Genomic DNA, 23,085 nt, shown 5'->3' with positions numbered 1-23,085 from the left:
TTAAAATAGCGAACGAACGAAGAAGAAACATCCCGAAAAGATGATCAGGAGTACGGAAGTGCCGGTTGCCTATCGAACGTCATTCAGCGGTAAACTCGACCGGTTGTCCTCCCTCATCGACAGACTGCGGGTGCAGGTCGCCAATGCAATGACGGACGAACCGGGTGGGGGCATGGCCAATCTGGTCATCTATGCAGACCCTTCAGGCGAACACAGGCTGGTGTATTGCCCCTTGCTGGAAGAAGAGGAAACACAGCATTTTCCCGAAACCGCGCCCGTTATGGGCGAAGCACCTTTGGTGGCCGCCAACATCGCGATATCGGGGATCGGCAAGCAACTGATCAACGCGCTGCCGGCCTGTATTTCCGTTCCCCTGTCGGAAGAGCCTTATCTGACAGCCGTAGTGACGCCCTTGATCGAAGAAGCCACCATGCCCCGCTGCGGTGGACAGGCGGCTTTCCAACGCCTGTGCGAGGTGGTGGTGATCCGGTTGTTGCGGCACGCCATGGAAGAAGGCAAGGCCAATACGGGACTGTTGAACGGGCTGGCGCATCCGCGGGTGGCCGCAGCCCTGGTGGCAATCCATGAAGCGCCGGGCGAGGCCTGGACACTTGAAAGGCTGGCGGAAACGGCAGGCATGTCCCGGACCCAGTTCGCCGTGACATTCAAGGATCTGGTCGGCGCAACACCGATGGGATACCTGTCAAACTGGCGGCTGGACATTGCCCGCGCGGAACTTGAAGGGGGCCGTCAGGTCAAATCGGTCGCAACGATTTGCGGCTTTTCGAGCCCGGCAGCGTTTTCGAGGGCCTTTTCCAGACGCTTCGGCTATCCTCCGAAGCAGAAAAGAAAGCAGGCCGCCGCCTGATGTCTCACTGCCGGTCTTCGACCTTGCGTTCCAAAGCGTAAATTTCGTCGGTGATGTCGTCGGCCTTGCGGGAGAAAAGTGCCTGCGCGTCCTTCAGGCCGAGATTGTAGAAGTGAGCGCCGAGCGAGCCGCTCAGGAAGTCGATCAGGAACTCCGCATCCATGTTGCCGACTTCGATCTCGAGTTCCTCGTCCATGTAGTTCCGGATCTGTGTGGTGAGACGAGACCTGACTTCCTTGTCCAGCTTGAGTTCCTTCAAAGTCTCCTCCCAGTGCAATAAATTCAGGCTGCCCGCGTGGCGAGGCTTTCAAACAGCAGCCGCCCGTCAAGGCCACCGTGGAGCGCTTCCACCAGGTTTTCCGGATGGGGCATCATGCCAAGGACGTTACCCTTTTCATTGGTGATCCCGGCAATGTCGTTGAGCGAGCCGTTTGGATTGGTGCCGTCGGCATAGCGGAAGACGACCTGGCCGTTGTCCTCGATGCGGTCGAGTGTTTCGTCATCGGCGAAGTAGTTGCCGTCATGGTGGGCAACCGGGCAGCGCCAGACCTGTCCCCTGGTGAATTTGGAGGAGAAACGGGTTGCGTTGTTGACTGTTTCCATCAGCACTTCCTTGCAGACGAAAGTGAGGCCCGCATTACGCATCAAAGCACCTGGCAACAGTCCGGCTTCAGTCAGGATCTGGAAGCCGTTGCACACGCCAAGAACGGAAACACCATTGTCGGCCTTGGCGACGAGGTCCTTCAAAATGGGCGAGCGCGCGGCAATGGCACCGGACCGCAGATAGTCGCCGTAGGAAAAACCGCCGGGAACGACCACCAGATCGACATCAGGCAAGGTGCTTTCAGCGTGCCATACACTTTGGGGACGCGAGCCGGTGATCAGTTCCAGGGCGTGAAACATGTCATGGTCACGGTTGGAACCTGGGAAAACGATAACGGCGGTCTTCATGGGGTGATCCCGTTTTTCTACAGCAGGACAAGAACGGCAACTAGCGCCGCAAGGGCCGGTACCAGGATGAAGATCGCCGCCTTGATCGCCATGAAGGTTATGGCCTTGCGGGTGTCCTCGTCCATTGTCCGGACCCCGAACTCAGTCGATTTCGATCGCGTAGTTTTCAATAACCGTATTGGCCAGCAGCTTTTCGCACATCTGTTCCAGTTTCTCTTTGGCGGTGCTCATGTCTGCACCGGCCAGTTCGACGTCGAACACCTTTCCCTGGCGGACGGAGCCAACATCGCCGAAACCGAGGCCGCCGAGCGCTCCCTCAATGGCCTTCCCCTGGGGATCGAGTACGCCGTTTTTCAAGGTGACGATGACGCGTGCTTTCATGATTGGCTTCCCGCAATGGTCTGCACAAGGTGCAGCGACAAACAGTTTGGGGCTCCCCATACACGAGGAGCCCCTGAAGCGAAAGAGCAATGCGCACAAAAGCCGTGGTTTACGGCAGCCGGCGGATCGTCGTCTGGTTCAGGAAGCGGCGCAAATTGCTTCGAGCCCTTGCGCGACTTGTCGCAAAAGATGCCACCATGCTACCCCTGTCGTTCTGGATGATTACCCTAGCGGCAGCATATACGTAACGGCCGTTCCGGTCCTTCAGCCGAGCGCTCATGTCGAAACCCGAAAAATTCTTTTTCACAATCCGGCGGTCCGTCGACATCCTGAAATCGCCCTTCGCGGCAATGTTCACCACTTTGTCCATTGCTTTGAGGAGTTCCGTGGAAAGAATGTCTTCGCGGATTGCAGCTTCCGCGTCGCCGCGAACTTTCATTGGTCCGATTACGACGCCTTGAGGAGAGCCGCATACAGAAGGCATGCAGAAGTAGATTGTTTTGCCACCACGGGATTCCGACTGCCATCCGCTTGGCGCGAAGCTGGAGTCTATGCTGCCGGGTTTCAACCCGCTTGTCTGGCAGGCCGCCAGCAACCCGCAAAACAGGATCATCAGTCCTGTCTTCGTAAAGTTCCGTAATTTCATAAAGATAACGCCCCCTTGATTTCCAAGGAGGCGTCTTAATCAGCATTTTTGACCATTACAATCAGGCCGCGCAATTCGCCTTCTGATTGTGCTGCTGTTGTGTCTTTACTGCACCAATGTCGGGCCCGAGTTGGGTGGGCGTTCGTTGCCGATCATGATGCCGAGACGCTTGGCAACTTCCTGGTAGGCTTCAAGCATACCGCCGAGATCCCGGCGAAAACGGTCCTTGTCCATCTTGTCGTTGGTCTCGATATCCCACAGCCGGCAGCTGTCGGGAGAAATCTCGTCCGCGACGACGATGCGCATCATGTCGCCTTCAAAAAGACGGCCGCACTCGATCTTGAAGTCGACGAGGCGGATACCGACGCCCAGAAAAAGACCGGACAGGAAATCGTTGACGCGGATGGCGAGTGCCATCATGTCATCGAGCTCCTGCGGTGTGGCCCAGCCGAAGGCGGTTATGTGTTCCTCGGCAACCATCGGATCGTCGAGTTCGTCGTTCTTGTAGTAGAACTCGATGATGGACCGCGGCAATTGTGTGCCTTCTTCCAGGCCCAGACGCTTGGCGATTGAACCGGCGGCAACGTTGCGCACGACGACTTCCAGCGGAATGATTTCAACTTCCCGGATCAGCTGCTCGCGCATGTTCATGCGACGGATGAAGTGAGTCGGGATGCCGATGGCATTCAGGTGGTTGAAAATGTATTCGGATATGCGGTTGTTGAGCACACCCTTGCCGTCAATTATTTCGTGTTTCTTGTTGTTGAAGGCGGTCGCATCATCCTTGAAGTGCTGGACCAGGGTTCCCGGTTCCGGACCTTCATAGAGAATCTTGCCTTTACCTTCATAAATGCGCCGGCGGCGGTTCATGAGCTATACCGTGTTTTTCGTGAAACCTTGGGACGGGACTTGCCAACCTAGTCAAATTTCCTGCGGGACCATTTCCCGTCAACCGGCAGGTGTCAAGAAGGCTGCATTCCCCGATTTGCGGCGCGGAACTTACCCGAAGCGCGGCAAAAGTACAATCTTATGTTTTTTTGGGCGACCGACGCGTGCAAGACCCGGTCATATTCGTGTGTCCAACCTCCGATAAACGCAGCTTTATCATGCTTTTGACGCAAGTGTGTATCTACTGCGTTGATTTGGCGGGCTGGCGGGGATATGCAAGAGGCCAAAGAATCCCCATATGGGGTGCAGTGCATAAGCGCAGTTCAGGAGACGAAGAGTATGAGCACATTCGACAAGCGCGAACAGGGATTTGAAAGCAAATTCGCGCATGACGAGGAGCTGCGGTTCAAGGCGACCGCGCGCCGCAACAAGCTTTTGGGCCAGTGGGCCGCCGGACTGCTGGGCTATGAAGGCGAAAAAGCCGAGGAATACGCCAAGGAAGTTGTCCGGGCGGATTTCGAAGAGCCGGGCGATGAGGATGTCTTTCGCAAGATCCGCGGAGACTTCGATACTAACAACATCGACCAGTCCGACCATCAGATTCGCCGCAACATGGATGAACTGATGGCAACCGCCATCGAACAGCTCCAGAACGAAGGCTGATACGGCCCTCGATCGTCATTTTGGAATTCGAACGCCCGCCGGAAACGGTGGGCGTTTTTGCTAAGCGCAGGAAATTCGCTCTTCCGCTGCAGAACGAAAAACTGCGAAATCAATCAATGAACCAGCGTGTCAATGGTACATTGAGTTTTGAAACAAGCATTTGGTCAATCGTTCCACTTCGACAATGAACGAACGGAATTGATGACACGCACACTTGCGACTTGCGTTCGCTGCCGATTTGATGGCGGCAGACTGAGGGAGATCGATCGTGACAGACAAATCCATTCTTGCTGACAAGCTGCGTTCCGGACAACCGGTCGTGACAGGGTGGTGCCTGTTGTCCGCGCCCATGGTTCCGGAGCTGTTTGCGCGTGCAGGATACGAGGCGGTCACGCTGGATCTGCAACACGGCATGTTCGATTTCGAAGCGGCCGTCGATTCCCTCGGGCTGATCGCACTGGGCGGAGCGCACCGGATTGCCCGCATTCCGGTCGCGGACAATGCGCTTGCCGGCCGTCTAATCGACATGGGGGCGGAATGCATTATCGCCCCGATGATCAATTCCAGGGAAGAGGCAGAGCAGTTTGCCCGGGCAATGAAATACCCGCCAATGGGCGAGCGGAGCTGGTCACCACGCCGTGCCGCAATGCTTTCAGGACAGACCGATCACGAGTATCTGACGAATTCAAATTCCCAGACGCTTGCCCTTGCCATGATCGAAACGCAAGAGGCGATCGAGGCACTTGACGATATCCTGTCAGTGCCGGAGCTGGATGGTATCTTTGTCGGCCCAAGCGATCTGTCGCTGTCACTTTCGAAGGGAACTGCCCTCGATCCGAACGGGCCGGAGACTGCCCGCGTGTGCGCTGATATTGCCAGCAAAGCTAAGGCAGCCGGCAAGATCGCCGGGATTTTCTGTCTCAGTGCCGAAAAGGTTGAAGAGGCTGTCGCGCAGGGATACAGGCTGTTGTCCTACGGGATCGACACCGTCTTTATCGACGGGGCCGCACGCACCGCTCTTGGTGAAACCGCCTGGACGAAGGACAAGGCTGGCACCGGGATCGGCTACTGATTTGCCCTTTGATGCGGAATGCTTGATTTACGTCAATGTGACAGGTTTCGAAACTTCGCAAACAGGTAATCATCCCTTGCGACGGTTTTGGAAACTGGCGTAACGCCAAGCTTCCGGACGGAAGGCCGCCGCTTTCCCGGAAGGAAGGCATCATGTGGAAACTGTCGATTATCCTGTTCATCATTATCGGCCCGACATTGGCGGGTATCGGTGCGCTGGTGCCGCTCAGCATCTTTGGGGCCGCTGATTTCGACCCGCTCCTGCTGATCAGCGCAGCGGCTGCCGGAGGGCTGGTTGCAATGCCTGTCAGCTACCTTGTCGCAAAACGCATTGGCAACCTGATGAATTCAAGCCCCTCGACGCAGTGGTAGTCGGAGGCATTCAAGCTTGGGGCCGTTTGCTGCGGCAAGAGGGCACACTTGGATTCCGCCAATGTGCCATGCATGTGAGTGTACAGACAATCATATCAATGAATTCGCGAGGTTGAATGACCGCTTGGGAACAAGCGGGTCTTCGGGAGGGAGCCGCCGCCATTTTCCAAGGGAGTTCATCATGAGAAATCCGGCGTTCTATCTGTTTGTCATCTGGGCAGGTCTGGTGGCCATTGCCGCTTTTGCCGTGTCAGGTATCTATCGTGTCGATGAAGTCATTGCGCTTGCCGTTGTCGCCGGCACGACGGGCGCGGTGTTTCTCGCCGGATCCATCTTCCAGCGGACAACCGGAAGCACCCGGCATCCGGAGGCAGATGGCGCTTCGGCAGCGTTTTGAAGGCGATCACACGGAATTCCCACCTGTCGATTGCTACAGGCGATGTTTCATTCAGCCCAGACGCTTCATGAAATGGGCGAAGGACATCATGCCTTCTGGCCAGGGACCGTGGCCGCTTTCCAGATTGATGTGACCTGCTTCGCCGGCGTCCTGAAAGGTCGCACCCCATGCGGTTGCCAGTTCCTGAGCACGCTCATGGTCACAATAGGGATCGTTCCTGCTGGCAACGACGTGGGCAGGGAAGGGCAGCGGTTCGCGCGGGACAGGCTTGAAGTCACCGCCGTCGAATTCCTTGACCAGTCCGTCGCGGTCCCAGTCTGAAGGTGCCACGAGATAGGCCCCCTTGACCTTGTCCTTGAGCACGTGCGTTCCGTGAGCAACCAGGATGCAGCCCAGAGAATGGGCCACCAGAACGACGGGACGCTCGGCGGCTTCGACTTCTTTGACAAGGGTTTCCAGCCACTCGTTTTTTTCGGGAGCGTGGAGTTCCGCCTGCTTGACGACACGGGCAGTCGCCATCTTGTCGCTCCAGCGCAGGATCCAGTGCCCCGGAAGAGGTTTGCCGTAGCCGGGGATAAGCAGGATGTCCGTCTCAGAAATTTTCATGATGAACCCTTGATATTGTCCGGTCAGGAGAGCGGGCCGAAAAAACCGAGCTTCAGTGCCCGGGCCCATCCGGGACGTCCGTTCCTGTCGGCCTCCCGGCTTGCCGTCTCCCAGTCATAGTCAACCATCTTGTCTTCAAAGGTCCAGTTTTCCGCCGCTCTTGTCATAATTGCATAGCGTGCCTGTGGATTTCCCATGGCCATGGTTTTTCGAAGAGGATGGTTTTCGTCATAAGATGGAAAGCCGACGCTTCCGGGATTGACGACAGTCTGGCCAGTGGATGGTAGCCGGATAACCCGCGGAATGTGTGTATGTCCGCAACAGATGATCGGAGAGTTCTCTCCTTTGAGCTCTTCAAGAAGCGTCGCTTCACGCGGTAGATGTCCCTTCGGACCCTCGACCATTTCGCTCAGGTAACGGTCATCATCATCCGGGGTCCCATGACACAGGAAGACTTCTTCCGTCAGTCGGATCGTTGGTTGGGCCGTTTTGAGCCAGGCCATGTTTTCCGGCGACAACCTTTCGGCGGCAAACCGGTCAGTCGGACCCATTGTTTCTATCGGGTCGTCGGTAACGAACCTGTCGTGGTTGCCACGCACTGTCGGCCAGTTCGTCTCCCTCAGGATCGTGGCTGTTTCTTCCGGCCAGAGCGGCCCGGCAACACAATCGCCGAGATTGACGACCACGTCCGGGCTTTCCCGCTTGAGGTTGTCCAGAACGGCCTCCAGTGCCGGGAGATTGCCGTGAATGTCGGACACAACTGCGATCTTCATCAAATGCTCCGGCCAACTAACGTCTAAATCACTGAAGAATCGGCCCAGGCAATCGGGGCAAAACCGGATTTCCAGCGCAATTCCGATCTCGACCCTGGACTTTTTTCCAGTCGCCGCTGTTGCTTCCGGATCTGGTCATGGACGGGTCCGGGCAAGACAACACGGAGACACCGGGAACGCTTCAGCTCTCACCAAATACACGATTGAAAATCACGTCCACGTTCTTGGTGTGATAGCCAAGATCGAAACGGTCGCGGATTTCCTGTTCGGACAGATATTTACGCACATCCTCGTCTGCGAGCAGTTCGGTCAGGAAATCCACTGAAGCCGAGCCGGCGACCTGGTAACTGTCCCAGACCTTCATGGCATTGCGCTGGACGAGCCGGTAGGCGTCCTCACGCGAGGAGCCTGCCTGCGTCAGAGCCAGCAGGATGCGCTGCGAGTGAACAAGACCTCCCAGACGGTCCATGTTGCCGACCATACGCTCCGGATAGACCATCAGCTTGTCGATAACACCCGTCAGCCGGACGAGGGCAAAGTCCAGCGTCACCGTGGCGTCAGGGCCGATCATGCGTTCGACGGAGGAATGCGAGATATCACGTTCATGCCAGAGGGCGACATTTTCCATGGCAGGGATCGCATAACCGCGCACGAGACGCGCCAGGCCTGTCAGGTTCTCGGTCAGGATCGGGTTCCGTTTGTGGGGCATTGCAGAAGATCCTTTCTGGCCCTTGGAGAAAAACTCCTCGGCTTCAAGGACTTCCGTGCGCTGAAGGTGGCGAACTTCTGTCGCAACCCGCTCGATGGAGGATGCGATGACGCCAAGCGTTGCAAAGTACATCGCGTGCCGATCGCGCGGGATCACCTGGGTGGAGACGGGCTCGGCGGCAAGGCCCATGGCTTTGGCGACATGTTCTTCAACACGCGGGTCGATATTCGCAAACGTGCCGACGGCACCGGAAATCGCGCAGGTTGCGATTTCCTCGCGCGCAGCAAGCAAACGGGTTCTGCAGCGATCGAACTCGGCATAGGCCTCGGCCATCTTCAGTCCGAAAGTGACCGGCTCGGCGTGAATGCCATGGGACCGTCCGATGCAGACGGTGTCCTTGTGTTCCATCGCGCGCCGTTTGAGCGCTGCCAACAAAGCGTCCATGTCGTCGAGAAGAAGATCGGTGGCCTTGACCAGCTGAACATTGAAGCAAGTGTCAAGAACATCCGATGACGTCATGCCCTGGTGGACAAAGCGGGCGTCCGGACCGACGATTTCAGCCAGATGCGTCAAAAAGGCGATGACATCATGCTTGGTCTCACGTTCGATCTCGTCGATGCGATCGATGTCGAAAGTGGCATTGCCGCCCTTTTCCCAGATCGTCGCCGCCGCTTCCTTCGGGATGACGCCGAGCTCGGCAAGCGCATCGCAGGCATGGGCCTCGATCTCGAACCAGATGCGGAATTTGGATTCCGGAGACCAGATGGAAACCATGTCGGGGCGGGAATAGCGCGGAATCATCGCGGGCAGAACCTCTTTTTCAGGGAATTTCTGGCTGCGGAATAGCAGAGGGGCGCGCGGCCTTCAATGCGGCGAAGCGCTTTTTGCTTGCGAGCAGCACAAACAACGTGAAATTTATGTCGACGGTTCCCGGAACACAGCCTTCACGGAGATCTTTATGCCGATCTGGCGTCCCGCAAACACAATTCGGGTCAAGGCGCTTGCCCTGATCTGGCAGGATGATGCGTTGCTCCTGTCCGACGTCCAGGATGACACCGGTCGCGTGACCGGAATGCGACCGCTTGGTGGAACCATCGAGTTCGGTGAGCCCTGGCGAGATGCCCTGCAAAGGGAATTTCTGGAAGAACTCGGTGCGCGGCTGACGCTGCTCGAAAACTATTTCGTCCTTGAAAATCTCTATGAGCACCATGGCGTGCAGGGGCATGAGATCGTCTTCCTGTGTCATGCCCATTTCGCCGATAACAGCTTTTACCGAAGGGACAGTATGGCCTTTGAGGAAAGCGACGAGACGGATGGACTGGCCAAATGGGTGTCATTGGCAGAGCTTGAGGCCAAGGGACTGGATCTTTATCCCGGCGGTTTGAGAGAAAAACTCTCGATTGCTGATGTCGTCTCGCGCCCGACAGCCTATCTCAGCTAGAGTTTGTCGAGTTTCATCTGGCCTGGACAGGACAAATTCGCCAAAGGGGATCTTCACCGGTTCAATCCCGTTTAAATTCCGGCTTTTCCACGGGAGCGTCTTCGACGGTGTCATACTCGCCGATCTCATCGAGCTCCTCTTCCGCAAGATAGCGGTCGAACTTGCCTTTTGGCAGACTGAGACGGTTTGCCAAGTAATAGACACCCGTGGCAAGGACAGCCACGGCAAGAATATCCGGCCCGAGCGGGATAACGTCGGACCCACCGCCAAAGGATCCGAGGTAGGACAGAAGAACGAGACCGCCAAGATAGGGCGCAAGCCACATCGCCTCGCGCCAGTCCAGGCTGTCAAAGCCGCCCTGGGAATTCCTCACCACCAGAGGACAAGCCCGACAAGAAGACAAATCCCGAGGTGGATCATCGTGTCCCAGCCACTCCAGTAGATGATCAGACTGGCGACGACGAATGCAAGACAGCCGGTCACTGGAGCTGCAGGCAATACAAAGGCTCTTGGCGTGTCCGGCAGCAGGCGCCGGAATGCGAGAACCGCGATGGGACCGACAACAAAAGACAGCACGATGGACGACGTGTTCAGCGCAAGCACTTCCTTGAAGGGCAGCAGCACAAAGAAAATGGCGGCGACCACGAAATTCACGAAGAGAGCGAACAGGGGCACGCCACGCTCAGACAGCGTTTCCATGAATTTCGGGAAGAGACCATTTTGTGCCATTGCCAGTCCGAGGCGGGCATTTGAGCCGACGGAGACCAGGCCAGAAGCAAAGCTGGATATCCGGGCGCTGGTGTCCAGAATGCTGACAATCCAGAGCGCGCCGACGGCGGTTGCAAGCGAGGCCATCGGGCCGAGATCGCCGGAAAAATGAAGTTCCGGCCAGCCTTTTTCCAGATCGGAGTGATCCAGGGCCCCCAAGAAGGCCAGTTGCAGCCCCCCGTAGATGATCAGGCTGATAACGAGACTGAGAACAAGGGCGAGCGGCACATTGACTTTCGGATTGCGGGCTTCTCCGGCCATGTCGATAACGTGCCGGAAGCCGATGAGGGCGAATATCACGCCTCCGGTGGAAATGGCCGACAATATGCCCTTTAAGCCCTCCGGCGCGAAACCGCCGTAGTCGCTGAAATTGGCGTAGCGGAATTCGGATGTGAGGATAACGGCAGCAAGCAGCGCCGGAACGACGATTTTCACCCACGTCAGTGCCGTGTTGATGCGCGCAAAGAATTTCACGCCGAAAGCATTCACCACTGTGAACACCAGTAGCAGCAGGCAGGCGACTGCCAGCCCGCCGGCGGACATCTTGCCGTCCGGTAGATAGAGCCAGGGGGCGAGGGTCTTTGAATATCGCAGAACCGCTTCGACTTCGATGGTCGCGGTGGTGTTGTAACCGATCCAGGCCGTCCAGCCCATTGTCATTGAGACTACCGAACCGTGCGAGAAATGCGGCACGCGCCCGATACCTCCCGCAACCGGCAGGATCGCTGCTATTTCAGCGAAGGTTGCTGCCAGAAGCAGCATGGCAAAGCCGCCGATCACCCATGCGACCAGGGCGGAGGGACCTGCCGCCTGGGCCGCGAGAAGGGGGGCGAACAGCCAACCGGAGCCGAGAATGCCGCTAATGGCGACAAAGGTCAGACTCAGCAATCCGATACTGCGATGCATATGTGCCAATGTGTCCCCCACAACCTGTTCCCGAGCATCAGGCCAGACCTTAGCCGAGTGAGGGTCTTTACGGGAAGACGGGATTTGGCTTTGTGAAGGGGAAGTTCATTGGATCAGCAGGGACAACAGGACAAGCACCGGTTTAAGGCGACCAGTGTGAAACAGTATTGTCGCGTACTAGGTCGCCAGCACAAGTGCAGCCTTGTCTGATTTCGACAGATCCAGTTTTTCGCGCCGAACGGTCGTTGAAAACACATTCCTTATGTCGCGTTTGAATATTTCGAATTTGACGTAACCCAGATTTTCAAGAAAGGAGATCAATTCAATCCCCTTGCTGTCGCTGAGTATTTCACAGAGCAAGGGTATCCTGAATTCAGAAAGCGTCGACGCGCCGCCTTTGATGACGCTTGTCTCGTGGCCCTCGACATCAATCTTGATCAACCTGATGTTCCTGGCATTGATATCGTGGGATTTTACGAAGGAATCCAGCGTTGTGCATTCTATGTCGGTTCGGTCTACCGCGATGTCATGATGCTGCGCATCGAGTGTTGCCCAGCCCAGGTTGCCGTTTTGCGGGACAAAGATCGGCACCTGTCCCTCTTCGCTCGAGAGCGCCTTGTTTATTGCGTTGATGTTTCTTGCCCCTGTCAGCACGAAATTCGCCTTCAGTATTTCGTAGGTCACGGGGTTCGGTTCAAACGAGTAGACCTGCGCGAAATAGTCCCGAAGCAGAATGGAATACACGCCGATGTTGCCACCAACGTCGAGAAAAATTGCGTTCGGGTCGGGAGGGAAATCGTCAAGATAATCAAGGACGCCATCCAACTGCGTTTGTTCAAAACTTCCGGTGCTGAACAAACGCATTCCGATGACGTCGTTGATTGGAATACATATGTGCGTGAAGCCGTTTCTACGCAATGCACGGTTCCGCATGGCTTCGGCTATCGAATAAAGGCCGCGATCGATCAGAAGGCTGGATAAATTTCTCTTGCGCAACATTTTCGCCCGGCGTCTGTCTCGAAGTATCGAGGTGTCAAGCGCGCGAGCTTGTCTGAACAGGCTTTCAAAACCTATAAACGGAAAGAATAATTCCAGTCCTTGCCCGAAATGGTCACCAAAGTCTTAAATCTGTCTGTCGAGACAATTGTCGTTCGTCACGTTGCAACAGCGCTGCGGATGGCCGAAATGTTGGATGCGTAGCTCTCGACTGTACTGCCCTTGAAGATGGCGGAGCCAGCTACAAGCACGTTGGCGCCGGCGGCAGCGACCAGCGGTGCCGTTTCCGGTGTTACACCACCATCGATCTCGAGATCGATCGGGCGATCGCCGATCATGTCGCGGATACGACGTGTCTTTTCGATCTGCGAATGAATGAATTTCTGGCCACCGAAGCCCGGATTGACCGTCATCACAAGGATCAGGTCCAGGCGGTCCATCACGTATTCCAGAACCGTTTCGGGGGTTGAGGGATTGAGTGACACGCCGGCCTTTTTTCCCAGGTTGCGTATGGCCTGCAGGGTCCGGTCCAGATGAGTTGTGGCCTCTGCGTGGATCGTAATGATGTCTGATCCGGCCCTGGCAAAAGCCTCCAGGTAAGGATCGCAGGGCTCGATCATCAAGTGTGTGTCGAAAACTCGGTCAGTGTGAGGACGGAGCTTCGAAATGACGTCTGCACCGAATGTGATGTTCGGGACAAAGTGACCGTCCATGACGTCGAGGTGGATCCAGTCGGCGCCGGCTTCAATCACATCGCGAATTTCCTGGCCCAGTTTTGAAAAGTCCGAGGCGAGGATGGAGGGGGCGATTTTGATGTCGCGCGGCATGAGAGGCTCCCGAAAATGTGCTGCCGGAGCGACAGAGAAACCGCGCCGGCCAAGTTGCCTGCGCGGCTAACATGGCCGGGCGACAGTTTCAATTGTTTTCCGGCGTTGAACGGAAGGTGGCCACCTGTCAATGGCGTTGTCCCGGGATTTGAAGAGAACCTTGGCCAACGTGCCACTCTGGCCTCGCTACGGGGTCACCTGCTTGGGAACGTACTTGCGATCGGAAATCCGTTCAGGAAACGGAGCGTTTTCACAGTCGTCCGGTGATTGCCAGATATCTCCGGTCCGGTCCTTCAAAGCCGAGGCTTTCCATCTGAATCAAAATGGCGAACACCGGCGGGGCCTGGTCAGGATAGTAGGTGAAAAAACGCTCGATCCGGTAGGCAAAGGGGCAGCGGCGGCTGTCGGGTACGGATGTATCGTCGTTCAGAGTTCGGGTAACTCCGTTATTCACCATTGTCAGCCGGAAACCCTTTGTGTTGACGTCATACCCGGCACATTCGGAGTTTTTCAACGGATATTCGGTCAGCGTCAGTTCGATCGAGGTTTCACCGGAAACGAGTGGAAGTCTGGGTGCGACAACCATCTTGTAAGGATTGGCGGTCAACTCGGTCGGTGGATTGAATGCGACTGTTTTTCCCTTGCCGAATATACCCTTGTCCTGCAGCAGCGACCGGGCGGCTTCCTGGTTGCGTTCCCGTGTTTCATTCAGAACCTGCTCTTCGTCGTACCCGTTGGTCTCGTCCACTTCGTCAAGGCGGCGAAAGGGGGAAGGCTTGACCCAGGTGTCACCGATAACATCGAGGACAAAAATTTCGGAATAAGGAAAACCGGATCCATCCTGCGTTCCATATTGCTCGAAGGCAAAAAACTCGCCGTGACTGGAAAACCCGTAGATCTCCGCCTCGGCGGTGTCTCCCGCAAGGGCAGGATTGGCAAGCGAGCCGGCAAGAACCAGAGCGGGAAGCAGGCCCGGGATCGACCTGATGGCAATTCTTGCAAGCGAAGACAGTAGTGGCATTGCGTTCTCCTTCGGCAACCGACCTGTTTGCCGAGACTAAAACACAACTTTCAGTGAATTCAGGTCTGTGATGTCACAGAATTCACGTTCAGGCGGCAGTACACGCGAACAAATGGTTTGAGGATCATCGGCAGCAGGTAAATCGGGAATTGTCCGACCGCGAACCAAAGCCACGTGAATTCCGGCAGCGTGCCGCCAAAGGCGGCTACCATCAAGCCCATGTTGCGCGTGCCGCATGTATGGGCGATCGCGTAGGCATCTTCCCGGGTTGCCGGTGCGAACAGGACAAGGGAAAGCCCAATCTGAACAAGTGCAAGACAGAATGTGAGTGCGGTGATGGCAAGTGTGTAGAGCGGCTTGGAGGCAAAACTCGCAGCAACACCGTCCATGGCGGCAATTGCAAAAAAGAGCAGGAGAAGAACATTCAAGCCGCCGATGTGATGCGCACCGCGCATCAGGCGGTCCTTTCCAACAAGTTTTCTCACTATCGCGGAAACAATGAACGCACCGGTAAGCAACAAGGACAGCTGCACGGCAAGACTTGCGACACTCAGGGGAAGGGCCTGGCCGAGCATCAGGCTTCCGACGAAAGGGGCAGTGAGTGGCGTGACTATCACGGCGGCGACTGAAACCGCCAGGCTCAGCGTCCCGTCCAGGCCGAGCAGGTAAATGAAGGCAGGGGCGGCCATCACCGGGGGAGCTGCGGTCGAGATGTAAAGCGCCAGGGCGACGTCAGGACCAAGGGCCGACAGGCCGGTGTATTTTATCAGGAGATACGTCAGGAGAGGCGCTCCGAGCATCATCCACAACAGAGCGGCGATCAGAATCGTGGGCCGTTTCAATCGACTCCTGATGGCGACCTGGTCGACGCGCAGGAACGCGAGCGTCAGGAGCAGGAATACGGCAACTGCCAGATAAGGTCGCAGATAGGCCGACAACGCCGGAAGGGCCATGCCGACAAAGACAGTCACGGCAAGGGCAGCGGTTCCGTGACGGCCAGTGAATGCCAAACCTGCCCCTAGCAGTCGAATCATCTAGTGTTACTCCCGAAACTGCGAGGTGAGGCAGGTGCCTTGCGCTACTTATAGGAACCGGGACGCCGATGCCAGACACATTGGCCGCCCGACAAGTCGCTGGCACGGGCATGACAAGACAGGCAGGTCAACTCAGATCATTCGACGTTCTGGTTCTGGGTGCCGGAATAGTCGGGGTTTCGACGGCCATTCATTTGCGCCGGCTGGGTCTTGATGTCGCCCTGATCGACCGGAAGCATCCCGGTGTGGAAGCATCGTTCGGGAATGCTGGTATCGTCCAGTGCAATGGATTTGTCCCGCATGCGATCCCGTCTCGCCCCTCGCAGCTGATCGGAATAATGCTTGGGCAATCGAGTGCCGTTTCCTATGATTTTTCCACACTCGTCAGACTGTTTCCCTGGCTGCGCCAGTACCACGCCGCAAGCAGTGGCCGCGGTATCGAAACCTATTCGAGAGCGATTGCTCCGCTGAGAGCACTTGCCGCGCAGGATCATCTTGACCTGGCCGCTTCGACGCTGGCCGACAGATATTACCGCAAGGGCGGCTGGCTGCATCTCTACAGAGGTGAAGGCTCCTTTCGCCAAAGCGAGATAGAACGCCACTATGCGCGCGTGTTCGGGGTTGCTTACGAGGAACTTACAACAGAAGACACCAATGTGCTCGAGCCGGGCCTGAGCAACATGATTTTCAAGGCCGTCCACTGGACGGAGAGCTGCTCCGTTTCCAACCCGGGAGCAGTTGTCGACGCGTTCTGGCGCGGCTTTGTTCAGGACGGCGGGCATTCCATACGCGGCGACGCACGAAAACTGCAAAAGGGGCGAGGAGAGTGGAGCCTGGACAGCGAGCGCGGGACCATTACCGCACCCAATGTCGTTGTCGCGCTGGGCGCCTGGTCGTCGGACCTGCTTGCGGAACTGGGAGAACATTATCCGCTCGTCTCGAAGCGTGGCTACCACATGCATTTTCAGCCACGAACCGGAGCCTCACTTTCCAGGCCCGTCGTTGATGTCGAAAACGGATTCGCCCTGACACCGACCGACAACGGAATTCGACTGACAACCGGCGTGGAACTGGTTGACCGCGATGCGCCGCCAAATCCGAATATTATCAGACTGACGAAGCGGCGGGCTTCTGAACTGTTTCCGCTTGGACAGGCGCTTCAAGACCAGCCCTGGCTGGGATCCCGTCCTTGTCTGCCGGACTCGCTTCCCGTCTGCGGGCAGTCGTCGCAAACGTCCGGCCTCTGGTTGAATTTCGGTCATGGCCATGACGGTTTCACACTCGGCCCCGTAACCGGCCGGCTTCTGGCGGAGCAGATTGCCGGCAAGGAGAGTGTGCAGGACTTGACCGCGTTTTCACCGGCGCGGTTTCCGGTCTGAGCCTGAACGGGCGGCCTAAACCCGCCATGCGCCCCCGGTTTATGCGCATAAACTTTGGTTCATTCCGGGGTTTATAAGCCTTAGGGCAATGGCGAAATCAACATTCCCGGATCCAAATCGGGTCAAGCCGGTGAGTGGTTTGCCGGTGATCTGATCTCCAATCAGGACAAGGAATGTACACGATGAAAAAGACCTTCACCTCTTCAGCTCTCACGATTTTTTCCGTCTCGGGCCTGCTCGCCAGCATGGGTGTTGCCGCGGCTGCCGTTTCCCTTGGTGACAATCTCGGCACCACGGAAGATGACGTTCGCTCGGCTCTGACAAGCCAGGGCTACACCGTTGAGGAAGTCGAAACGGAAGACGGTAGACTGGAGGCGGAAGTCACTCTGGATGGCCAGGAGATGGAAGTTGTTGTCGACGCCAGTTCCGGCTTGGTTCTGGAAGTGGAACTTGAGGACGATGAAGACGGCGACAAAGACGACGACTGATCTCTGACTAGCATTCGTATCGGCCCCGACCGGACCAGCCTGGTTCCACCGGTCGGGGCACTTGCAAACCTGCATTCAAAGAAATTGGTATAGTACTAACCGGTGAACAGGTTCTGTCCGGAAACAAAAGCGAAAGGGAATGTGCATGCCATCCTCGGAACGTTTGAAAACCACTTGGCCATGGCTGCTCGTCGGCTTGCAGGCGGTTTGCGTCCTGTTCCTGGTGGGTGAAGAATTTGCCGATCTGTTCTGGGGGGAAACCCCGGGCGGGGTCATCAATACCGACATTCTCGAAAATCTGGTTATTTCGGTGTTGCTTGTCAGTCTCGTTGCATCCGGTCTGGAAGTCAGAAGGGTGATGACCAGGCAAAAGCGCCTGGAAAACCAGGTAAAGGCGGCGTCCGGCGAATTTGCCGGCATGCTTGAAGAACACTTCGAGGAATGGGCGCTGACACCGTCCGAATGTGACGTTGCAATGCTATGCCTCAAGGGTTTTTCCATCGCCGAAATTGCAGGCATTCGAAAGACGGCCGAAGGGACTGTGAAGGCGCAATGCAACGCCATTTACCGGAAGGCAGGCGTGAGCGGGCGTCCGCAACTCCTGTCCCTTTTCCTGGACGAGCTTCTCTATGGAGCCGTTCTGGCCGATGGAATGACGAACAACGGGCAAAGTGAACGCAGATCCCGGCTTCTTCAGGTTCAGGCCTGAGACAGTCACGTCCGCCTTTTTTGTGCCAAGCGCTCGCGATTGATGGAAAATCTTTAATTTGCAAGTCTCCTTCAAATACCCATTTCGCTTTGGGTAGCCGGCATTTTGCCGTCACGATCCTGGAGAAGAAAATGACCCATTCAAAAACCTGTCGCAGTGTGCAAACCGGTCTTCTGGCGTCTTCCATCCTGATTGGAACCGGCGCTGTCGCGATTGCACAAATCCAGACCGGGGACACGGTCGGTACCTCCGTTTCGCAAATAGCGCACAAGCTTGAGACCAGCGGCTACGACATTCGCGAGATCGAAGTGAAGAACAACCGCATCGAAGTCGACGTTCTGCTGGATGGCACCAAACTGGAAATCAAGGTCGATCCCCGATCCGGCGAAGTGATCAGGGTCGAAATCGACTGAGCATGCTTTCACGGGCATCGTCTCATCGAATGTGAAACGATGCCGGCCGTCCGGCAGGGATGTCCCTAGTTTTCCCTGAGCGGCAGCGCAACGGTATCCTTGACCGTATTGACGACGATCCGTGACTGCACGTCCGATACCAGCGTGTTGTCCAGCAGCTTCAATCTCAGAAAGTTGTCATAGGTCTTGATGTCGTCGGTCACGACCTTGATCAGATAGTCAACAGCTCCCGTGATCCGTTCGCAGGTCACGACTTCAGGCCAGTGATGCACCAGCTTGTCGAAGGTTTCCATGTTGTCCCGGCTGGGAACCGCGAGCTTGACGAAGGAATAGGCGACAAAACCAAGGCCAACCGACTCCCGGTCGATAATCGCCGTGATCTGCCGGATGATTCCTTGTTCTTTCAGCCGTTTGATCCTGCGCCAGCAAGGCGTCTGGCTCATTCCGGCTTCTTTTGCCACTTCCGCAATCGACAGCGATGCATCCCGCTGCAAGACTCGGAGAACACGTATGTCAGACGGGTCGAGAAGATATTTGTCGGTCATTGCCTATTTGGGGAAATTTTATGCGGTCTCTGGGTGATTACCCGTGACGATAGCACAGAATTTGCCCAAGAAAAGGATGATATTTATCTGACAGAGGCTGCAGCGGGGACGTGGCCGTCAGAATCGACGTTTCAGGAGGACGCCGGATGAATGTACATATGCCAACCGTTTCGCTGGAAGACAAATATGTTGCGAGCGAAGGACAGGTGTATCTGACAGGAATTCAGGCGCTGGTCAGACTCGCGCTCGACCAGGCGCGCCTGGACCATCGGGCAGGTCTGAAGACCGGAGGCTTCATTTCCGGTTATCGAGGTTCTCCGCTTGCCGGATACGATACCGAACTGATGCGAGCCCAACGCCATCTCGACGCGTCCGACGTGGTCTTCAAACCCGGCGTCAATGAGGAACTCGGGGCGACCGCGGTCTGGGGTAGCCAGAAACTTCGGGGCGAGGGTGGTGTTGGCAGGCCGACTGAATATGACGGTGTCTTCGGCATCTGGTACGGAAAGGCCCCCGGTGTGGACCGGGCCGGCGATGTCCTGCGCCAGGCGAATGCATCTGGAACGGACCGGAATGGCGGCGTCCTTGCGCTTGCCGGAGACGATCATCTTGCCAAGTCGTCGATCCTTCCGGCTCAGAGTGAATTTTTCTTCGAACATGCCGAAATTCCGGTTCTCAATCCCGCAGATATTCAGGATGTGCTGGATTACGGCCTTCATGGACTGGAAATGTCGAGATTTACCAGTCTGTGGACCGCACTGATCTGTGTTGCCGACACAATGGACGCTTCTGCGACAATCAATGTTTCACCGGACCGGTTGCGGCTTATGCGTCCGCTGGACGATGATCCACGCAAGGACTATCGCCAGAATCGCGATCTGTTGCTTGGCAATCGTTTGGAAACCGAGCGCTTGGTCCGGGACCTCCGCATTCCGGCAGCCCAGAATTATGTTCGTACCAACGGCCTCGACCGCGTGACCTTCGGCACACGAGGCCAGGTCAAACTTGGCATCGTTGCCGCCGGCAAGGCTTACCGCGACCTGTTGCAGGCCCTTCACCTGATGGGCATCACTGAAGACTTCGCCAGGTCTCTTGGTCTGGCAGTTTACAAGGTTGCGATGACCTGGCCGCTTGAACCATTTGGGCTACGGGAGTTTGCGCGCGGCGCAGAACGCTTGCTTGTCGTTGAACACAAGCGCGCCTTCATGGAAACCCAGATCAAGGATATCTCCTATCACTGGCCGGAAATGAGCCGTCCGGAAGTCTGGGGCAAACGGCGCCCGGACGGTGCACCGTTCCTGTCCGATGTGCTGGAACTTTCGGTGGCCGAATTGATCAAGGGGCTTATGACCTGGTTGCCCCAGGAAGTTGTTTCGGAAGAAATGGGCGCCGTCGCCAACCGGATGACCAAGCAGGTCATGTGGGCGCAGGGGCATGCCGAACGGGCTGCCCGTATCCCGTATTTCTGCTCGGGATGTCCGCATTCAACATCGACCAAGACACCCGAGGGATCGCGCTCCATGCCCGGCATCGGCTGTCACGCGATGACCGAAATGGCTGGCCGGACGACGGAAGGTCAGATCGCAATGGGCGGTGAGGGCGTTCTGTGGGTCGGGCAACAGCCTTTCTCCGGTGACAGTCATGTGTTTGCCAATGTCGGCGACGGAACGTATTTCCATTCCGGAATCCTGGCGATCCGACAGGCACTCGCGTCCAATGTGCCGATAACCTACAAGATCCTTTACAATGATGCCGTTGCGATGACCGGCGGACAGAAAGTCGACGGTCAGTTGAGCGTTCCGCAGATCACCCGGCAGCTGGAAGCCGAAGGCGTTGAACGGATCGCAGTGGTTTCCGAGAACCCGGAGGCATTCGGCACCTGGACACCCGTTGCACCTGGAACGAAAATCCACCACCGGGACGAACTGATGGATGTCCAGCAGGATTTTCAGTCGTTCAAAGGTGTGTCGGTCATCGTCTACGACCAGACCTGCGCTGCGGAGAAGCGTCGCCGGCGCAAGCGCGGCCAGTTTCCGGATCCCGATAAACGGCTTTTCATAAACGACCGGGTTTGCGAAGGGTGCGGAGACTGTTCGGTTCAGTCGAATTGTCTGTCTGTTGAACCACTGCCGACGCCTTTCGGCGAAAAGCGGGTGATCAACCAGTCAAGCTGCAACAAGGACTTTTCCTGCATCAAGGGGTTCTGTCCGTCCTTTGTGGAAATCGATGGCGCAGCCCTTAGAAAGCCAAAGAAGGCCGATATCGATATCGATGTTCTGGCCGCTGAGTTGCCTCAGCCGGTGCTTGCCTCTCTGAAGGAAACCCGGAATGCGCTGGTTGCGGGTATCGGCGGGATGGGCGTGACCACGATCAGTGCGGTTCTGGCCATGGCTGCTCACGTTGATGGCAAGCAGGCGTCGACGCTGGATATGACCGGGCTTGCACAAAAGGGCGGGCCGGTAACATCACATGTCCGCTTTGCCGCCAGCGACAAATCAATCGAGGGCCCCCGCGTGCCGACGGCAAGCCTGGATCTTCTGATTGCCAGCGATATGGTGGTTGCCACCAACGCGGATCAACTGGCTCTGGCGCGCCGGGGCCACACACTGACAGTTGCCAACACCAAAGTGGCACCGACCGCAGAGTTCGTTCTCAAGCAAACGCTATCCTTCGACGAAAAGCGCATGGACACGGCTCTGCGTGAAGCCTCTGGCAGTTATCTGGCGATGAATGCGGCGGAAATCGCCGAAAAGCTTTTGGGCGATGCGATCTACGCCAATATGCTGCTCGTCGGCATGGCTTACCAGAGCGGTGCGTTACCGATTTCCGGTCATGCAATTGAAACTGCTCTTGAGCTGAACGGCGCGGCTGTTGCCAACAACATCAAGGCTTTCCGGGCCGGACGAGTGCTTGCGGCGGCGCCGGATAAACTGCTGAATGCACTGCCATCGGAGGCTAAACAGCAGGCTCTCACTTTGAGCGAGAAAATCGCGCTGAATGAAAGGGAACTCGTATCCTACCAGGACGCGGCGTATGCAGACGGTTATCGTGATCTTGTTGAGAAAGTGAAGGCCGCCGACGAAGAACACGGATCTGGAACCTTGCGGTTGACGCAAACCGTTGCCGACATGCTCTACAAGGTTCTTGCCTACAAGGATGAGTATGAAGTCGCCCGGCTTTATTCCGATCCGTCCTTCAAGCAGAAGGTCGCACAGCGTTTCGAGGATCCGAGAAAGATCAGGGTTCATCTTGCACCGCCCATGCTGGCGCACCGCAAGGATCCGAAAACCGGCCGCCCGGAGAAGATTGCCTTTGGTCCCTGGATTCTCACAGCCTTCGGTCTACTTGCGAAATTCAAGACAGCGCGGGGCAAGTGGTATGACCCCTTTGGCCGGACGGCCGAGCGCAAGGCTGAACGTGACCTGATTTCTCAATACAGGTCCGATATCGCGGAAATCCTGAACCGACTGCCGGATGGAAACTACGGTCTGCTGGTCGAGCTGGCACGTGTTCCGGACCTTGTCCGGGGATTCGGGCCTGTGAAGGAAGCCAATCTCAAGAAGGCCGCTGAGAAGCGGCGCGTTCTACTGGATCAGCTGAATTCGAGCGGAAGCGGTGGCGGCGATCGCAGTGAAGCTGGGAACGAGTTTCTGGAAGCGGCTGAGTAACTGACGCGACCGGATCGCGTATCCGAACCGGCGCTTCGGCGCCGGTTTCTTGCGGTGTCAAATCGATTGCTTATCCAGGGTCAAGCCGGTGACTGTTTCAAAACCAGGTTCGGGTTTCACTGCGTGCCGGCACGCGGCGAATTTTTTCCCGCTCTCTGGCGTCTTCGTCCGCAACGATGTCGTCCAGCAACTCTTCCGGGATGAGGCGCAGGGATCTGCGGTGCCGGCGGAACGCGAACCATGCAAACAACATTTCGAATACAGAGGTCACGGGCCTGTTTGCGTGAATGGATTTGCCACGATGTGACGTTGAAAAGGGAACTACCTTGGGCATTGTCTCCTCCATAAAAAAACAGTTCTCTTATTTTATTGGGGAGTATGCGCTGATTTTCAATAAAGAAAGAAAAATATTTTTAAATTAAGTTGTCATTCTTGAAATCCGTCGATTCGATCATTGGGAAAATGAAGGTGCGAGCACGACAAGGCGTGTCGAGGGATTCAAAGGCTAAAATACCGCGGAATGCAGAAATTACGCAAAATGCAAATCCAAAAGGGTTTACGAAGT

Annotated in this window: 28 protein-coding genes; 11 read left to right on the top strand and 17 right to left on the bottom strand. The window is 56.5% G+C overall.

The window, feature by feature from the left end; all coding sequences use genetic code 11:
- Nucleotides 1–40: 40 nt before the first annotated feature.
- Complete coding sequence (locus tag ACO6TI_RS24565; RefSeq protein ID WP_209012471.1) at nucleotides 41–868, top strand: AraC family transcriptional regulator; 828 nt, start codon at nucleotides 41–43, stop codon at nucleotides 866–868.
- Between the two features lie 4 nt (nucleotides 869–872).
- Here the strand turns inward: ACO6TI_RS24565 and ACO6TI_RS24560 are convergent, their stop codons facing one another.
- The 6 genes from ACO6TI_RS24560 to purC form a co-directional block, all read right to left on the bottom strand.
- Nucleotides 873–1,127: a DUF2164 domain-containing protein gene (locus ACO6TI_RS24560; RefSeq protein WP_104702379.1), complete on the bottom strand. Its 255-nt coding sequence runs from the start codon at nucleotides 1,125–1,127 to the stop codon at nucleotides 873–875.
- Between the two features lie 23 nt (nucleotides 1,128–1,150).
- Nucleotides 1,151–1,819 carry a phosphoribosylformylglycinamidine synthase subunit PurQ gene (gene purQ / locus ACO6TI_RS24555; protein ID WP_422383558.1) on the bottom strand — a complete coding sequence of 223 codons (669 nt, stop codon included), beginning with the start codon at nucleotides 1,817–1,819 and terminating at the stop codon, nucleotides 1,151–1,153.
- A gap of 17 nt (nucleotides 1,820–1,836) precedes the next feature.
- Nucleotides 1,837–1,944, bottom strand: a complete 108-nt coding sequence (locus ACO6TI_RS24550; protein ID WP_104702077.1) for a phosphoribosylformylglycinamidine synthase-associated small membrane protein — start codon at nucleotides 1,942–1,944, stop codon at nucleotides 1,837–1,839.
- A 16-nt stretch (nucleotides 1,945–1,960) separates the two neighbouring features.
- Entirely contained in the window at nucleotides 1,961–2,203 is a 243-nt protein-coding gene (gene purS, locus ACO6TI_RS24545) for a phosphoribosylformylglycinamidine synthase subunit PurS (RefSeq protein WP_029064496.1), read from the bottom strand.
- 106 nt (nucleotides 2,204–2,309) lie between these two features.
- On the bottom strand, nucleotides 2,310–2,846 hold the full coding sequence (locus ACO6TI_RS24540; protein WP_159100724.1) for a hypothetical protein: 537 nt from the start codon (nucleotides 2,844–2,846) through the stop codon (nucleotides 2,310–2,312).
- A gap of 105 nt (nucleotides 2,847–2,951) precedes the next feature.
- On the bottom strand, nucleotides 2,952–3,716 hold the full coding sequence (purC, locus tag ACO6TI_RS24535) for a phosphoribosylaminoimidazolesuccinocarboxamide synthase (protein ID WP_029064498.1): 765 nt from the start codon (nucleotides 3,714–3,716) through the stop codon (nucleotides 2,952–2,954).
- Nucleotides 3,717–4,073: 357 nt separating this feature from the next.
- Between purC and ACO6TI_RS24530 the strand changes: the two genes are divergently transcribed.
- The 4 genes from ACO6TI_RS24530 to ACO6TI_RS24515 all read left to right on the top strand — a co-directional run bounded on the left by ACO6TI_RS24530 (nucleotide 4,074) and on the right by ACO6TI_RS24515 (nucleotide 6,237).
- Nucleotides 4,074–4,397 carry a DUF1476 domain-containing protein gene (locus ACO6TI_RS24530; RefSeq protein WP_196896951.1) on the top strand — a complete coding sequence of 108 codons (324 nt, stop codon included), beginning with the start codon at nucleotides 4,074–4,076 and terminating at the stop codon, nucleotides 4,395–4,397.
- 268 nt (nucleotides 4,398–4,665) lie between these two features.
- Nucleotides 4,666–5,469: an HpcH/HpaI aldolase family protein gene (locus ACO6TI_RS24525; RefSeq protein WP_422383557.1), complete on the top strand. Its 804-nt coding sequence runs from the start codon at nucleotides 4,666–4,668 to the stop codon at nucleotides 5,467–5,469.
- 152 nt (nucleotides 5,470–5,621) lie between these two features.
- Nucleotides 5,622–5,840, top strand: a complete 219-nt coding sequence (locus ACO6TI_RS24520) for a hypothetical protein (RefSeq protein ID WP_055116379.1) — start codon at nucleotides 5,622–5,624, stop codon at nucleotides 5,838–5,840.
- Nucleotides 5,841–6,021: 181 nt separating this feature from the next.
- Nucleotides 6,022–6,237: a hypothetical protein gene (locus tag ACO6TI_RS24515; RefSeq protein ID WP_422383556.1), complete on the top strand. Its 216-nt coding sequence runs from the start codon at nucleotides 6,022–6,024 to the stop codon at nucleotides 6,235–6,237.
- Between the two features lie 51 nt (nucleotides 6,238–6,288).
- On the opposite strand, the gene ACO6TI_RS24510 is transcribed toward ACO6TI_RS24515, so the two are convergent.
- From ACO6TI_RS24510 to purB, 3 genes are all read right to left on the bottom strand, one after another.
- Nucleotides 6,289–6,843, bottom strand: coding sequence for an RBBP9/YdeN family alpha/beta hydrolase (locus ACO6TI_RS24510; protein WP_196876873.1), 555 nt, complete (start codon nucleotides 6,841–6,843; stop codon nucleotides 6,289–6,291).
- 23 nt (nucleotides 6,844–6,866) lie between these two features.
- Nucleotides 6,867–7,616 (bottom strand): metallophosphoesterase family protein, encoded by a 750-nt coding sequence (locus tag ACO6TI_RS24505; protein ID WP_422383555.1) that lies wholly within the window; start codon nucleotides 7,614–7,616, stop codon nucleotides 6,867–6,869.
- 181 nt (nucleotides 7,617–7,797) lie between these two features.
- The gene (gene purB, locus ACO6TI_RS24500; RefSeq protein WP_196900667.1) at nucleotides 7,798–9,126 is read right to left on the bottom strand and encodes an adenylosuccinate lyase; all 1,329 of its coding nucleotides are present in this window, start codon (nucleotides 9,124–9,126) and stop codon (nucleotides 7,798–7,800) included.
- A 157-nt stretch (nucleotides 9,127–9,283) separates the two neighbouring features.
- Here purB and ACO6TI_RS24495 point away from each other — a divergent pair, with 157 nt between their 5' ends.
- Nucleotides 9,284–9,766 (top strand): NUDIX domain-containing protein, encoded by a 483-nt coding sequence (locus ACO6TI_RS24495; protein WP_196876871.1) that lies wholly within the window; start codon nucleotides 9,284–9,286, stop codon nucleotides 9,764–9,766.
- Nucleotides 9,767–9,827: 61 nt separating this feature from the next.
- On the opposite strand, the gene ACO6TI_RS24490 is transcribed toward ACO6TI_RS24495, so the two are convergent.
- The 6 genes from ACO6TI_RS24490 to ACO6TI_RS24465 form a co-directional block, all read right to left on the bottom strand.
- A complete protein-coding gene (locus ACO6TI_RS24490) occupies nucleotides 9,828–10,142 on the bottom strand; it encodes a hypothetical protein (protein ID WP_422383554.1) in 315 nt (104 codons plus the stop codon).
- Nucleotides 10,136–11,440 (bottom strand): APC family permease, encoded by a 1,305-nt coding sequence (locus ACO6TI_RS24485; protein WP_422383553.1) that lies wholly within the window; start codon nucleotides 11,438–11,440, stop codon nucleotides 10,136–10,138. The genes ACO6TI_RS24490 and ACO6TI_RS24485 overlap by 7 nt, the downstream gene beginning before the upstream one ends.
- Before the next feature lie 177 nt (nucleotides 11,441–11,617).
- Nucleotides 11,618–12,439: an FkbM family methyltransferase gene (locus ACO6TI_RS24480; protein ID WP_422383552.1), complete on the bottom strand. Its 822-nt coding sequence runs from the start codon at nucleotides 12,437–12,439 to the stop codon at nucleotides 11,618–11,620.
- 155 nt (nucleotides 12,440–12,594) lie between these two features.
- On the bottom strand, nucleotides 12,595–13,263 hold the full coding sequence (rpe, locus tag ACO6TI_RS24475; RefSeq protein ID WP_422383551.1) for a ribulose-phosphate 3-epimerase: 669 nt from the start codon (nucleotides 13,261–13,263) through the stop codon (nucleotides 12,595–12,597).
- A 250-nt stretch (nucleotides 13,264–13,513) separates the two neighbouring features.
- On the bottom strand, nucleotides 13,514–14,284 hold the full coding sequence (locus ACO6TI_RS24470) for a DUF2259 domain-containing protein (protein ID WP_108874075.1): 771 nt from the start codon (nucleotides 14,282–14,284) through the stop codon (nucleotides 13,514–13,516).
- A 59-nt stretch (nucleotides 14,285–14,343) separates the two neighbouring features.
- Nucleotides 14,344–15,318 carry a sodium:proton symporter gene (locus tag ACO6TI_RS24465; protein WP_422383550.1) on the bottom strand — a complete coding sequence of 325 codons (975 nt, stop codon included), beginning with the start codon at nucleotides 15,316–15,318 and terminating at the stop codon, nucleotides 14,344–14,346.
- A 68-nt stretch (nucleotides 15,319–15,386) separates the two neighbouring features.
- Between ACO6TI_RS24465 and ACO6TI_RS24460 the strand changes: the two genes are divergently transcribed.
- The 4 genes from ACO6TI_RS24460 to ACO6TI_RS24445 all read left to right on the top strand — a co-directional run bounded on the left by ACO6TI_RS24460 (nucleotide 15,387) and on the right by ACO6TI_RS24445 (nucleotide 18,307).
- Complete coding sequence (locus tag ACO6TI_RS24460; protein WP_422383549.1) at nucleotides 15,387–16,697, top strand: NAD(P)/FAD-dependent oxidoreductase; 1,311 nt, start codon at nucleotides 15,387–15,389, stop codon at nucleotides 16,695–16,697.
- A 182-nt stretch (nucleotides 16,698–16,879) separates the two neighbouring features.
- Nucleotides 16,880–17,185: a PepSY domain-containing protein gene (locus ACO6TI_RS24455; RefSeq protein WP_422383548.1), complete on the top strand. Its 306-nt coding sequence runs from the start codon at nucleotides 16,880–16,882 to the stop codon at nucleotides 17,183–17,185.
- Nucleotides 17,186–17,330: 145 nt separating this feature from the next.
- Nucleotides 17,331–17,894: a helix-turn-helix transcriptional regulator gene (locus ACO6TI_RS24450; RefSeq protein WP_158510384.1), complete on the top strand. Its 564-nt coding sequence runs from the start codon at nucleotides 17,331–17,333 to the stop codon at nucleotides 17,892–17,894.
- 131 nt (nucleotides 17,895–18,025) lie between these two features.
- On the top strand, nucleotides 18,026–18,307 hold the full coding sequence (locus ACO6TI_RS24445) for a PepSY domain-containing protein (protein WP_144436005.1): 282 nt from the start codon (nucleotides 18,026–18,028) through the stop codon (nucleotides 18,305–18,307).
- Nucleotides 18,308–18,372: 65 nt separating this feature from the next.
- Here the strand turns inward: ACO6TI_RS24445 and ACO6TI_RS24440 are convergent, their stop codons facing one another.
- Complete coding sequence (locus ACO6TI_RS24440; protein ID WP_029064513.1) at nucleotides 18,373–18,852, bottom strand: Lrp/AsnC family transcriptional regulator; 480 nt, start codon at nucleotides 18,850–18,852, stop codon at nucleotides 18,373–18,375.
- Between the two features lie 146 nt (nucleotides 18,853–18,998).
- Between ACO6TI_RS24440 and ACO6TI_RS24435 the strand changes: the two genes are divergently transcribed.
- Nucleotides 18,999–22,520 carry an indolepyruvate ferredoxin oxidoreductase family protein gene (locus ACO6TI_RS24435; RefSeq protein ID WP_055116352.1) on the top strand — a complete coding sequence of 1,174 codons (3,522 nt, stop codon included), beginning with the start codon at nucleotides 18,999–19,001 and terminating at the stop codon, nucleotides 22,518–22,520.
- 97 nt (nucleotides 22,521–22,617) lie between these two features.
- Here the strand turns inward: ACO6TI_RS24435 and ACO6TI_RS24430 are convergent, their stop codons facing one another.
- The gene (locus ACO6TI_RS24430) at nucleotides 22,618–22,854 is read right to left on the bottom strand and encodes a hypothetical protein (protein ID WP_055404284.1); all 237 of its coding nucleotides are present in this window, start codon (nucleotides 22,852–22,854) and stop codon (nucleotides 22,618–22,620) included.
- Nucleotides 22,855–23,085: the final 231 nt, after the last annotated feature.

This window comes from Roseibium album (assembly GCF_965233825.1).
Taxonomy (GTDB): Bacteria; Pseudomonadota; Alphaproteobacteria; order Rhizobiales; family Stappiaceae; genus Roseibium; species Roseibium album.
This window is presented reverse-complemented; position numbering and strand designations above follow the sequence as displayed.